10 protein-coding genes are annotated in these 12,365 nt (G+C 72.7%); 3 read left to right on the top strand and 7 right to left on the bottom strand.

Translation table 11 applies throughout. From position 1 onward, the window contains the following. The first annotated feature begins 3 nt into the window (after nucleotides 1-3). Nucleotides 4-957: an FAD-dependent oxidoreductase gene (locus tag Sfr03f_RS09000; RefSeq protein ID WP_108953112.1), complete on the top strand. Its 954-nt coding sequence runs from the start codon at nucleotides 4-6 to the stop codon at nucleotides 955-957. A 256-nt stretch (nucleotides 958-1,213) separates the two neighbouring features. Here Sfr03f_RS09000 and Sfr03f_RS08995 read toward each other — a convergent pair whose 3' ends face one another. Beyond that, nucleotides 1,214-2,950: a BCCT family transporter gene (locus Sfr03f_RS08995; protein ID WP_108953111.1), complete on the bottom strand. Its 1,737-nt coding sequence runs from the start codon at nucleotides 2,948-2,950 to the stop codon at nucleotides 1,214-1,216. Between the two features lie 138 nt (nucleotides 2,951-3,088). After that, entirely contained in the window at nucleotides 3,089-4,576 is a 1,488-nt protein-coding gene (locus Sfr03f_RS08990; protein ID WP_245967469.1) for an amino acid permease, read from the bottom strand. A gap of 193 nt (nucleotides 4,577-4,769) precedes the next feature. Here Sfr03f_RS08990 and Sfr03f_RS08985 point away from each other — a divergent pair, with 193 nt between their 5' ends. Then, complete coding sequence (locus Sfr03f_RS08985) at nucleotides 4,770-5,471, top strand: MerR family transcriptional regulator (protein WP_108953110.1); 702 nt, start codon at nucleotides 4,770-4,772, stop codon at nucleotides 5,469-5,471. Nucleotides 5,472-5,498: 27 nt separating this feature from the next. Here the strand turns inward: Sfr03f_RS08985 and Sfr03f_RS08980 are convergent, their stop codons facing one another. From Sfr03f_RS08980 to Sfr03f_RS08960, 5 genes are all read right to left on the bottom strand, one after another. Further along, nucleotides 5,499-7,673, bottom strand: a complete 2,175-nt coding sequence (locus tag Sfr03f_RS08980) for a 3-hydroxyacyl-CoA dehydrogenase NAD-binding domain-containing protein (protein ID WP_108953109.1) — start codon at nucleotides 7,671-7,673, stop codon at nucleotides 5,499-5,501. 53 nt (nucleotides 7,674-7,726) lie between these two features. Continuing rightward, on the bottom strand, nucleotides 7,727-8,941 hold the full coding sequence (locus Sfr03f_RS08975; protein ID WP_108953108.1) for an acetyl-CoA C-acetyltransferase: 1,215 nt from the start codon (nucleotides 8,939-8,941) through the stop codon (nucleotides 7,727-7,729). Next, nucleotides 8,938-10,152 carry a CaiB/BaiF CoA transferase family protein gene (locus Sfr03f_RS08970; protein ID WP_108953107.1) on the bottom strand — a complete coding sequence of 405 codons (1,215 nt, stop codon included), beginning with the start codon at nucleotides 10,150-10,152 and terminating at the stop codon, nucleotides 8,938-8,940. The genes Sfr03f_RS08975 and Sfr03f_RS08970 overlap by 4 nt, the downstream gene beginning before the upstream one ends. A 207-nt stretch (nucleotides 10,153-10,359) precedes the next feature. Beyond that, nucleotides 10,360-11,079 (bottom strand): endonuclease V, encoded by a 720-nt coding sequence (locus Sfr03f_RS08965; protein WP_245967468.1) that lies wholly within the window; start codon nucleotides 11,077-11,079, stop codon nucleotides 10,360-10,362. Between the two features lie 42 nt (nucleotides 11,080-11,121). Further along, nucleotides 11,122-11,445, bottom strand: a complete 324-nt coding sequence (locus tag Sfr03f_RS08960) for a plasmid stabilization protein (RefSeq protein ID WP_108953554.1) — start codon at nucleotides 11,443-11,445, stop codon at nucleotides 11,122-11,124. Nucleotides 11,446-11,773: 328 nt separating this feature from the next. Between Sfr03f_RS08960 and ssgD the strand changes: the two genes are divergently transcribed. Beyond that, complete coding sequence (gene ssgD, locus Sfr03f_RS08955; protein WP_108953106.1) at nucleotides 11,774-12,190, top strand: spore wall synthesis regulator SsgD; 417 nt, start codon at nucleotides 11,774-11,776, stop codon at nucleotides 12,188-12,190. Nucleotides 12,191-12,365: the final 175 nt, after the last annotated feature.

Here is a 12,365-nt window from a genome sequence, read left to right as displayed (position 1 = left end):
CGGATGGAACGGGAGCGACACGGTGAAGTGATCGTCGTCGGCGGCGGCGTCATCGGCCTGACCACGGCCGTGGTACTGGCGGAGAGCGGCCGTCGGGTGCGGCTGTGGGACCGGGGGTCGGCGCTGCCGGTCGCCTCGGAGGTTGCGGGCGGTCTGTGGTGGCCGTACCGGATCGAGCCCGAGGAGCGCGTCGGCGACTGGTCGCTGGTCTCCTACGAGGTGTACGCGGAGCTGGCCGCCCGGCCGGAGGAGACCGGGGTGCGCATGGTGGCGGGGGTGCACGGTGGCGCCCTCCTCGGCGAGCTCGGTCCCTGGGCCGCGCGGGTGCCCGGGCTGCGGGAAGCGACGCCCGCGGAATGCCCTGGTGGCGGACTGTGGGCGCGGGTGCCGCTGATCGACATGCGGGTCCATCTGCCCTGGCTGCGGGAACGTTTCCACAAGGCGGGCGGGGTGGTGGAGCGGCGCGAGGCGCGCTCGCTGGACGAGCCGGCCGCCGAGGCGCCGGTGGTGGTGAACGCGACCGGGCTCGGGGCGCGGGAGCTGGTGCCGGACGGCTCGGTCCATCCCGTGCGGGGCCAGCTGGTGGTCGTCGAGAACCCAGGGGTGGACACCTGGATGACCTCGGTCGCCGACGATCGCGAGGGGTCCACGTACTTCCTGCCGCAGCCGGGGCGGCTGCTGCTCGGGGGGACGGCGGAGGTGGGCGACTGGTCGACCGAGCCGGACCCGGCGACCGCCGAGGCGATCGTGGCGCGGTGCGCCGCGGTGCGGCCGGAGATAGCACGGGCGCGGGTGCTGGAGCACCGGGTCGGGCTGCGGCCCGCGCGGCCGTCGGTGCGCCTGGAGCGGGAGACCCGCGCCGGGGGGCGGGCGCTGGTGCACAACTACGGCCACGGCGGCGCGGGCGTGACCGTCGCCTGGGGCTGCGCCCGGGAGGCGGCGGCCCTGACGGGGTGACCGGTGGTGCGGCGGCCCTGACGGGGTGACCGGTGGTGCGGCGGCCCTGACGGGGTGACCGGTGGTGCGGCGGCCCGCCCGCAGCCGCGCTGCGGGTGCCTCCCGGCCGCGGCCGCACCGCGGCACGAGCACCCACTCGGCGGGAGGGCCGCGTCCGTCGCGCCGGATCGAGGGCCGTCCGAGGTCACGCCCACGCCGCCCCGGCCCCGCACGGTCCTGCGGGGGCCGGGGCGGCGGGCAGCGGCGCGGGGCGGCGTCAGATCGGGGAGTCGTCGGCGACCGTGGAACCGGAGGCGGGGCCTTCGCCCTGGGAGGGGCGGACCTGCAGCTCGAAGTCGCCGTCGAACTTCCGGTAGCCCGTGACCACCGCGTCCTCCAGCGCCTCGCTGGCCGCCTCCTCCCGCAGCATCAGCGGGTCGCGGCGCAGGTCCCGCATCAGCGCCCAGCAGATCCCGATCATCACCAGCACGAAGGGTGCCGCGGCGAGGATGGTCAGGTTCTGCAGCCCGGTGAGGGCGTCCCCCTTTCCGCTGCCCACCAGCAGCATGATCGCGGCGACCGCGCCGGTGACCACGCCCCAGAAGATCACCAGCGGCTTCTGCGGCTCCAGCGCGCCGCGCTGCGACAGCGTGCCCATCACGATGGAGGCGGCGTCCGCGCCGGAGACGAAGAAGATCGCGACGAGGATCATCACCAGCAGCGAGGTGGCCGTGGCGATCGGGTACTCCCGCAGCACCGCGAAGAGCCGCCCCTCGACCGTGGACGCGTCGCCGAGCAGGTGGCGCGACTGCAGCTGCATGGCGGAACCGCCGAAGATGGCGAACCAGATCAGGCTGACCGTGCTGGGCACCAGGATGACCCCGCCGATGAACTGGCGGATGGTGCGGCCGCGGCTGATGCGGGCGATGAACATGCCGACGAAGGGCGTCCAGGAGATCCACCACGCCCAGTAGAAGACCGTCCAGCTGGAGAGCCACTCGTCCACCTTGGGTCCGCCGCTGATCTCGGTGCGCCCGGCCAGCTCCGGGAGGTCGCCCAGGTACGCGAAGAGCGAGGTGGGCACCAGGTCGAGGATGACGATGGTGGGGCCGGCCACGAAGACGAACACGGCGAGCAGCAGCGCCAGGACCATGTTGGTGTTGGAGAGCCACTGGATGCCCCGCTCGACGCCGGAGACGGCGGAAAGGACGAAGGCCGCGGTCAGCACGGCGATGATGGCGACGAGCAGCCCGGTGCCGGCCTTGTCCAGCCAGCCGACCTCCTGCATGCCGGAGCCGATCTGCAGGGTGCCGAGGCCGAGCGAGGCGGCGGAGCCGAACACGGTGGCGACGATGGCCAGGATGTCGATGACCCGGCCGACGGCCCCCTCCGCGTGCCGGCGGCCGATGAGCGGGGTGAAGACCGAACTGATGGTCTGCCGCCGCTTCTTGCGGAAGGTGCTGTAGGCGATGCCGAGGCCCACCACCGCGTAGATGGCCCACGGGTGCAGGGTCCAGTGGAAGAGGGTGGTCGCCATGGCGGTCGACATGCGCTCGCCGACGCTGCCCGGCCGGGTGCCGGGCGGGGCGTCGACGAAGTGGGCCAGGGGTTCGCTGACGCCCCAGAACATCAGGCCGATGCCCATGCCGGCGCTGAACATCATCGCGATCCAGGAGACCGTGCGGAACTCCGGCTTCTCGTGCTCCGAGCCCAGGTGGATGCGGCCGTAGCGGCTGATCGCCAGCCAGAGCGCGAAGATCACGAAGCAGGAGGCGGCCAGCACGAAGGCCCAGCCGCAGTTGTGGATCAGCTCCCCGAGCAACGTCCCCGACACGTCCTCGAGCGAGTCGGTGCCGAACGCGCCCCACAGCACGAAGGCGAGAGTGAGCGCCGCGGTCACCCCGAAGACCACCCGGTCGGTCCCCCGGTGCTGAGGTCCGGGCAGGCCGGCCTCGGTGCCGGGCAGGGAGCCCTTGGGGTGGTGTTGCGAGGGGTCGGGGACGTCTTGCGACACTGCGGCACCTTTCGCCGAGCGGATCTTGGTCTGGTTCCGCTACGCAGCTACCACATATCCCGCGTTTCTCACCTGCGTAATCCCTCTGTCGCTCCCCGTGTGCGGCCGGGACGCCCGCCCCGGCCGCACAGGGGCGGCTCAGCCCCGCTTCGGGGCGGTCGGTCCGGTGTCCTCCGCGCGGGTGACGCGGCGGCGGACCGCGAACCAGCCGGCCACCAGCGCGGCGCCGATCACCGGGATCAGCAGCAGTGTCTTGCGCCCGACCTCCGGGTCGCCCCACATCAGGGCGAGGACGGCGACCAGGAAGGCGATGGTCACGATTTCCGTCACCGGGCTGCCCCACAGCCGGAAGGCCGGCCGGGTCACCAGTCCCGCCCTGGCCCGGCGGACGAACACCAGGTGGCAGATCATGATGATCACCCAGGTGCTGACGATGCCCAGCGAGGCCACGTTGAGCACGATCTCGAAGGCCTGCCCGGGCATCAGGAAGTTGAGGCCCACGCCGAGCACGCAGACCGCGCCGGTGAGCAGGATGCCGCCGTAGGGCACCTGGTTGCGGTTCATCACGCCGGTGAACCGCGGGGCGGAGCCGGCCGCCGCCATGGAGCGCAGGATGCGGCCGGTGGAGTACAGGCCCGAGTTCAGCGAGGACATCGCGGCGGTCAGGACGACCAGGTTCATCACGTCGCCGGCCGCCGGCACGCCGATGCGGGAGAGCACGGTCACGAACGGGCTCTCGTCGCCCGAGTAGGCCGAGCCGGGCAGCAGCAGCGCGAGCAGCACCACGGAGCCGACGTAGAAGAGGCCGACCCGCCACATGATGGAGTTCACCGCGCGCGGGACGATCTTCCGGGGCTCCGCCGTCTCGCCGGCCGCCGTCCCGACCAGCTCCAGGGAGGCGTAGGCGAAGACCACGCCCTGCATCACCAGGACGACGGGCAGGACGCCGTGCGGGAGCAGGCCGCCGTTGTCGGTGATCACCGACAGGCCCGGGGTGGTGCCGCCGACGTCGTGTCCGGCGACCAGCAGGAAGATGCCCACCAGCATGAAGACGACCAGGGTCGCGACCTTGACGATGGCGAACCAGAACTCCATCTCGCCGAAGTACTTCACCGAGATCAGGTTCGCGGTGAGCACGACCGCGAGCGCGGCCAGCGCCAGCACCCACTGCGGGATGTCGGAGAACAGGCTCCAGTAGTGCGTGTAGAGCGCCACCGCGGTGATGTCGGCGATACCGGTCGTGGACCAGTTGACGAAGTACATCCAGCCGGCGACGTAGGCGCCCTTCTCGCCGAGGAACTCCCGGGCGTAGGAGACGAAGGAGCCCGAGGAGGGACGGTAGACGACGAGTTCGCCGAGCGCCCGTACCACGAAGAAGGCGAAGACGCCGCAGACCAGGTAGGCCAGGGCGAGGGCGGGACCGGCGCTCTCCAGGCGGCCGCCGGCGCCGAGGAAGAGCCCCGTGCCGATCGCCCCGCCGATGGCGATCATGTTGATGTGCCGGGCCTTGAGGTCCTTGCTGTATCCGGCGTCCCCCGCGTCCGCGGGGGGTTCGGCGCTGCGGCCGGTGGCCGCCGGGCCGTCGAGGGGCTTCGTGACCGTGGCGGTCGCGACGTCCTTGCTCACGCGTGTTCCACTCTGTTGCTCCCCGGTGCGCTGGTGGCGCGGGGGGTCGGACGGTTCACGGCCCGCCACCAGCGCTTTTGGCGTCCTACGGGTGCGGGCCGGGAGTGAATGTCTCATTGCGCATGACGATGCGCAGTGGTGGACTTCACATCCCGTCTTTCGCAGTGCTGGTGAGACAGCAATACTGTTGCGCATGAGGACCGACACCCAGGGGCCCACGCTCACGGTCGACGAGCTGGCCGCGCGCGCCGGCGTGACGGTCCGGACCGTGCGCTTCTACAGCACGCGCGGGCTGCTGCCGCCGCCCGAGATCGGCCCCCGGCGGGTCGGCCGGTACGGGCCGGGGCACCTGGCGCGTCTGGCTCTGATCGAGGAACTGCAGCGGCAGGGCATGACGCTGGCCGGCATCGAACGTCATCTGCGCGGCCTCCCGGACGACGTGACCGCCCACGATCTGGCCCTGGAGCGGGCCGTGGTGGCCTCCTGGGCTCCGGAGAGCGCCGAGACCCTGGACCGCGCGGGCCTGGAGCGGCTGGCCGGGCGCCCGCTGGAGGACCAGGACCTCGAGCGGCTGGCTCAGCTGGGCGTGCTGGACCGCGAGGGCGAGGACGCCTTCCGGGTGGACACCGGCCTGCTGCGCCTGTGCGTGGAGGTGCTGGACATGCCGTTCGCCCAGCGGACGCTGCTGGAGGCGCGCGAGGTGCTCACCGAGCATTCCCGGGCCGCCGCCCAGGCGCTGTCGGGGCTGCTGCGCGAGGCGTCGGCCGAGCAGGACGCCGAGGCGGTGCGGTCGCTGTCGGCGCACATGCAGCCGCTCGTGGTGCAGGCGCTGCTGACCGCGTTCCAGCGGTCGCTGCGCCAGGAGCTGCTCAGCTGGCTCGGCGGCCGGCCCTGAGAGCGGGGCCGGCCGCCGAGCGGGGAGTCAGCGGGCGTCGGTGAAGACCTCGCCCTTCTCCGCCTTCTCGACCAGCAGCGCGGGCGGCTGGAACCGGTCTCCGTACTTCTCCGCCAGCTCGCGGGCCCGGGCCACGAAGCCGGGCAGACCGCCCGGGTAGCCGTTGACGTACTGGAGCACGCCGCCGGTCCAGGCCGGGAAGCCGATGCCCATGATGGAGCCGATGTTGGCGTCGGCCACCGAGGTGAGGACGCCCTCCTCGATCAGCTTCACCGTGTCCAGGGCCTCCGAGAACAGCATGCGCTCCTGCATGTCCTCGAAGGGGATCCGGTAACCCGGCCTGGTGAAGTGCTCGCGCAGCCCCGGCCAGAGGCCGGCCCGCTTGCCGTCGACGTAGTCGTAGAAGCCGGCGCCGCCGCTGCGGCCGGTGCGGCCGAACTCGTCGACCATCCGGTCCACCACGGCCTCGGCGGGGTGGGAGACCCAGGTGCCGCCCGCGGCCTCGACGGCCTCCCTGGTCTCCTTGCGGATCTTGCGCGGCAGGGTGAGGGTCAGCTCGTCCATCAGGTTGAGCACCTTGGCCGGGTAGCCGGCCTGCGCGGCCGCCTGCTCCACGGAGGCGGGCTCGATGCCCTCGCCGACCATGGCGACGCCCTCGTTGATGAAGTGGCCGATGACGCGGGAGGTGAAGAACCCGCGGGAGTCGTTGACCACGATCGGCGTCTTGCGGATCTGGCGGACCAGGTCGAAGGCGCGGGCCAGGGCCTCGTCGCCGGTGCGGGCGCCCTTGATGATCTCCACCAGCGGCATCTTGTCGACCGGGGAGAAGAAGTGCAGGCCGATGAAGTCGGCCTGCCGCTCCACGCCCTCGGCGAGCTCGGTGATGGGCAGGGTGGAGGTGTTGGAGCACAGCAGCGCGTCGGGGGCGACGACGTCCTGGATCTCCTGGAACACCTTGTGCTTGAGGCCGGTGTCCTCGAAGACCGCCTCGATCACCGCGTCGCAGCCGGCCAGGTCCTGGACGTCGGCGGTCGGGGTGATGCGGGCCAGCAGGGCGTCCGCCTTCTCCTGGGTGGTGCGGCCGCGGGAGACGGCCTTGGCGCACAGCTTCTCCGAGTAGGCCTTGCCCTTGGCGGCGGCCTCGGCGGTGACGTCCTTGAGGACGACCTCGATGCCGGCCATGGCACAGGAGTAGGCGATGCCGGCGCCCATCATGCCCGCGCCGAGCACGGCCACCTTGGACACCTTGCGCGGCTCGACGCCCTTGGGGCGGTTGGCGCCGGAGTTGACGGCCTGCAGGTCGAAGAAGAACGCCTGCGTCATGTTCTTGGCGGTCTGTCCCGCGGCCAGCTCCGCGAAGTAGCGGGACTCGATCACCTGGGCGGTCTCGAAGTCGACCTGGGAGCCCTCGATCGCGGCGGCCAGGATGGCGCGCGGGGCCGGGTAGGGGGCGCCGTTGGTCTGCTTGCGCAGGTTGGCCGCGAAGGCCGGCAGGTTGGCGGCGAACTTCGGGTTGGACGGGGTGCCGCCGGGGATGCGGTAGCCCGGGAGGTCCCAGGGCTGGGCGGACTCGGGGTGGGCGTCGATGAAGGCGCGGGCCCGGGCGATCATCTCCTCGGGGCTGTCCACCACCTCGTCGACCAGGCCGTTGTCCAGGGCGCGGCGCGGGCTGTACTGGGTGCCCTGGAGCAGCACCTTGAGCAGGGCGTCGGTGATGCCCAGCTTGCGGACGGTGCGCACGACGCCGCCGCCGCCCGGCAGCAGGCCCAGGGTCACCTCGGGCAGGCCGATCTTGGAGCCGGGGGCGTCCAGGGCGACGCGGTGGTGGCAGGTGAGGGCGATCTCGTAGCCGCCGCCGAGGGCGGCGCCGTTGATCGCGGCGACCACCGGCTTGCCGAGGGTCTCGATGCGGCGCAGGTCGCGCTTCATCTCCAGCCCGCCCCGGAAGAGGTCGTGGGCGGTCTCGGGGGTCACCTTGACGAGCTCGCGCAGGTCGCCGCCGGCGAAGAAGGTCTTCTTGGCGGAGGTGACGACGACGCCGCGGATCGAGTCCTTCTCGGCCTCGAGGCGGTCGGCGACGGCGTGCAGCGCCTCGCGGAACGCCTGGTTCATCGTGTTGGCGGACTGGCCGGGGGCGTCCAGGACGAGCGTGACGACGCCGGTCTCGTCCTTCTCCCAGCGGATGGCGGTGCTGTCGGTCATGACGGGAATCTCTCCGTTGGATGCGTGAGGTCTCGTGGTTCCGCCGGGCTGTGTCAGAGGCGTTCGACGACGGTGGCGATGCCCATGCCGCCGCCGACGCAGAGGGTGGCCAGGCCGTAGCGCTTGTCCTGCCGCTCCAGTTCGTCGATCAGGGTGCCGAGGATCATCGCGCCGGTCGCGCCGAGCGGGTGGCCAAGGGCGATGGCGCCGCCGTTGACGTTGACCTTGTCCAGGGAGAGCCCCATGTCCTTGACGTAGCGCAGGACGACGGCGGCGAAGGCCTCGTTGATCTCGACCAGGTCGATGTCGTCGACGGTCAGGCCGGCCTTGGCGAGCGCCTTGCGGGAGGCGGGGGCGGGGCCGGTGAGCATGATGGTGGGCTCGGAGCCGGAGACCGCGACGGAGACGATGCGGGCGCGCGGGGTGAGGCCGTACCGCTCGCCGGTCGCCTTGTTGCCGACGGCGACCAGGGCCGCGCCGTCGACGATGCCGGAGGAGTTGCCCGCGTGGTGGACGTGGTCGATCTTCTCGACCCAGTGGTACTTCTGCAGGGCGACGGCGTCGAAGCCGCCCATGTCGCCGATCGCGGCGAAGGAGGGCTTCAGCTTGGCGAGGGAGTCGGCGGTGGTGCCGGGGCGCATGAACTCGTCGTGGTCCAGCACGGTGAAGCCGTTGCGGTCCTTGACCGGGACGACGGACCGCTTGAAGCGGCCCTCCTTCCAGGCGGTGGCGGCCCGCTCCTGGGAGAGCGCCGCGTACTCGTCGCACTCGCGGCGGGAGAAGCCCTCGATGGTGGCGATCAGGTCGGCGCTGATGCCCTGGGGGACGAAGTCGGTCTCCAGGCTGGTCATCGGGTCCATCGCCCAGGCACCGCCGTCGCTCCCCAGCGGGACGCGGGACATCGACTCCACGCCGCCCGCCAGGACCAGGTCCTCCCAGCCGGAGCGGACCTTCATGGCGGCCATGTTGACGGCCTCGAGACCGGAGGCGCAGAAGCGGTTCTCCTGCACGCCGGCGACGGTGTCGGGCAGGCCCGCGGCGATGGCGGCGGTGCGGGCGATGTCGGAGCCCTGGTCGCCGATGGGGCTGACCACGCCGAGCACGATGTCGTCGATCGCCGCCGGGTCGAGGTCGGGGAAGCGGCCGCGGATCTCGTGAATCAGGCCGACGACGAGGTCGATCGGCTTGGTGCCGTGCAGGGCCCCGTTGGCCTTGCCGCGCCCGCGGGGGGTGCGGATCGCGTCGTAGACGTACGCTTCGGTGCTCACTGGTCAGCCTTTCGCAGGGGTGCGGAGTCGATGTCGGCGGGTGCGGGGGCGTGCGGCAGGAGTGCGGGCAGGTCCCAGTCCCGGGCCACGTCCTCGGTGCCGGAGCCGGACCGCGCGGGGCCGGTCCGCACGCTCCCGGGGGTGACGGAGAACCGCGGGGCGGGCGCCGGCTGGACGATGCCGGAGTGCTCGACGAAGGTCGAGCGGGCGGCGAGGTGGGGGTGGTGCGGGGCCTCGCGCAGCGAGAGGACGGGCGCCACGCAGGCGTCGGACCCCTCGAAGACGGCCGCCCACTCGTCACGGTCGCGGGTCGCGAAGCGCGCGGCGACAGCCTCCCGCAGGGCGGGCCAGCGGGCCAGGTCGACGTGCGCGTCCTGGAAGTCCGGCAGGCCCAGCAGGTCGAGGAACCGGGCGTAGAACTGCGGTTCGAGAGCGCCGACCGCGATGTGCCGCCCGTCGGCGCAGGCGTACACGCCGTAGTAGGGGCAGCCGCCGTCGAGCAGGTTGGCCCCGCGCCGGTCCTGCCACTGACCGCCGGCGAGCATGCCGTGGATCAGCGCCGACAGGTGGGCCGCGCCGTCGACGATGGCGGCGTCGACCACCTGTCCGACGCCGGTGGCGCGGGCGTGGTGCAGGGCGGCGAGCACGCCGGTGACCAGGTAGAGGGAGCCGCCGGCGAAGTCCCCGAGCAGGTTCACCGGGACGACCGGGGGCCGGTCCGCCTCGCCGATCATGCCGAGGACGCCGGTGGGCGCGAGGTAGGAGATGTCGTGGCCGGCCCGGTCGGCGAGCGGGCCGTCCTGGCCCCAGCCGGTCATCCGGCCGTAGACCAGGCGCGGGTTGCGGGCGTGACACGCCCCGGGGCCCACTCCGAGACGTTCGGCGACGCCGGGTCGGTAGCCCTCGATCAGGATGTCGGCGCGTTCGGCAAGGTCGAGGACGCGTGCGGCACCGTCGGGCGACTTGAGGTCGAGCACCACCGACCGCTTGTTGCGGTGGGTGACGTCGTACCGGGGGTCGGGGGCGACGGCGATGCCGCCGGGCCGGTCGACCCGTACCACGTCGGCGCCGAGGTCGCCCAGCAGCATGGCGGCGAACGGGCCGGGGCCGATGCCCGCCAGCTCCAGCACCCGCACGCCGTCCAGCGGTCCTCGCGGGCCGTCCGTCCCGGGGCCGTCCCCCGGGTCTCGCGGCGTGTTCGCCACCGTCATCAGAGCCCCCACTGTTCGCGGCGCGGTCCCGGTGCGACCCGGCCTGCATGTGACACAACTGATGTAACACCGGTGATGCTACGAAGGCGGGGAGCACCGCACAAGAGCCTGGAAAGCAAGCGCTCAGTCGGGAGCCGGTCGGTGGTGTCCGCCGGAGCCGGTCCGCGGCGTCCCCCGGAGCCGGCCGGCGGTGTCCGCCGGAGGCGGTCACCGCTGTGCCGACGCCTCCTTGAGCGCCGTGCGGCACAGGGCGTCGGCCTGCCGGGTGGTCTCGGGCAGGCGGTAGCGCGGCGTCAGCGCGAGGGTGTGGGCGCAGGCGTTGTCCAGGGAGACCCGGTGGCCGGCCGAGACGAAGACCGGCTTCACGCCGGCCCGGGTGCGCAGTGCCCGGCCGACCTCCTCCCCGTCCAGGCGCAGCGGGGTGTGGTCGCCGCGGCCGGGGCCGGGCGGGTCGGCGGCGAGGACGAAGGGGTTCTTGGCGACGCCGACGGCGGGCAGTCCGGTGAGCACCCCCACGTGGCAGGCGAGGCCGAAGCGCCGGGGGTGGGCGAGGCCGTAGCCGTCGCAGACCACCAGGCCGGGCGGGCCGGGCAGGGCCTCGAGTGCGGCGAGGACCGCGGGCACCTCGCGGAAGGCGAGGAGCCCGGGGACGTACGGGAAGGCCACCGGTCCGACGGCGACGGCGCGGCCCGTCACCTCGAGGGTGGCCGCGTCCAGGGTGACCGCGGCGGCCGCGACCACCCCGCGCTCGTCGTCGTAGGCCACGTCGACGCCGGTGACGGGGCCGGTGCCCGGGGGCGGGCCCTGCTCGCCGAGGTCGAGCCGCGCGCGCAGCTCGTCCTGGACGGCCAGGGCGGCCTCCTCGGTGGTGGGCCAGCCCTCGGGAACCTCTGCGGTGGCCGCCGTCACGGCGTGGATGTCGGTCACGGCGGAAGAGACTACGTCCCTTCGGCCGTCACCTGCCCGGGGTCACTTGCCCAGGGCCTTGCGCAACTGCTCCTTGTTCATGTCGGAGCGGCCCTGGACGTTCTTCTTCCGCGCCTCCTGGTAGAGCTGGTCGTACGTCGGCCCCTGCGAGCCGCTGCCTGAGCGCTGTCCGCCCCGCTTGCCGGACGACATGTCCTGAGTGGAGGTGCGGCTCGCGGTCTTCGACTCGCCTGAGCGGGCGCGTTCCTTGTTGACGGTGCGCGCGGCGATCTCCTCGGCGCGGTCGGTGGAGGCGCCGCGGGACTTCTCGCTCTCCTTGATGTGCTCGTACTGCCGTTCCCGCTTGGGGCTGGAACCACGGGGCATGTTCGCGCACTCCTTCATGTCGGGAATCTGCGGAGACAGGACGGATACCCATGTTCGGCACGGTCATGGAGGGGCGCCATGCGGCGGCGACCGAACGGCGCGGCGCCCGGCGCGCGCGGCGGGGCGCGGCGCGCGGGGCGCATGGGAACGCCGATGCGGGGGACGAGTCCTGGAGATGCCGTGGGGGAATGGTGGCGGGGGGAATGGCCTCGGTGACACAGGTCACGCGGCGGGGGTGTACGGATTTCCGCCGTCCGGCCTCTGTTCCATTGCGCGGGTCCGACCAGTCCGGCGTCCGGTCAGTCGACTTCCAGGGGGAGCAGCCGTCTTGTCCACCGTCATCGAGCACCAGGTCCAGGCCCGTCTCGTCGCCGCGGCTCCGCGGATGACGGTCATCCCGTCGACGCTGCACTACGACACGGACGACCCGTTCGCGGTGCGGATGACCTTCCCGGGGCCGGCCACCCTGGAGGGGGTGGAAGTGTGCTGGACGTTCGCCCGGGAGCTGCTGACCGAGGGACTGCGTGACGCGCACGGTCTGGGGGACGTGCGGGTGCTGCCCTACGCGGAGGGGCGCACGGCGCTGGAGTTCCACTCCCCCGAGGGCGCCGCCGTGGTGCACGTGGCGACCGACGAGGTGCGCCGGTTCCTCGCCGCCTCCGCCGCGGTCGTGCCGTTCGGCTGCGAGCACCTGCACCTGGACCTCGACGAGGACCTGGCCGAGCTGATGCGCGACGTGCTCTGAGGCACGGGAAACGCGCGCCGGCGAGGGGGCCGGGGAAAAACGGCTCGCCCCCGCCCGCCCGGGGTGGTTACCCTGGTGGTGCTTCTGCTGCCGTCGATCGGAGAAGGACGTTGCTCGTCTGAGGTCTTGAGACACCGTGCCGCACCCCCGCGTACCCCGGGGCTGTTCGCGTCGC

Source organism: Streptomyces fragilis, from assembly GCF_003112515.1.
In the GTDB taxonomy this organism is placed as follows: Bacteria; Actinomycetota; Actinomycetes; order Streptomycetales; family Streptomycetaceae; genus Streptomyces; species Streptomyces fragilis.
Note: the sequence above shows the minus strand (reverse complement) of the source record. Positions and strands in the feature narration are given on the sequence as shown.

Excerpts from the sequence above, each read along its gene's own strand:
- Sfr03f_RS09000 (WP_108953112.1), top strand. The coding sequence starts at position 4 with ATGGAACGGGAGCGACACGGTGAAGTGATCGTCGTCGGCGGCGGCGTC.
- Sfr03f_RS08985 (WP_108953110.1), top strand. The coding sequence starts at position 4,770 with ATGAGGACCGACACCCAGGGGCCCACGCTCACGGTCGACGAGCTGGCC.
- Sfr03f_RS08980 (WP_108953109.1), bottom strand. The coding sequence starts at position 7,673 with ATGACCGACAGCACCGCCATCCGCTGGGAGAAGGACGAGACCGGCGTC.
- Sfr03f_RS08970 (WP_108953107.1), bottom strand. The coding sequence starts at position 10,152 with ATGACGGTGGCGAACACGCCGCGAGACCCGGGGGACGGCCCCGGGACG.
- Sfr03f_RS08960 (WP_108953554.1), bottom strand. The coding sequence starts at position 11,445 with ATGCCCCGTGGTTCCAGCCCCAAGCGGGAACGGCAGTACGAGCACATC.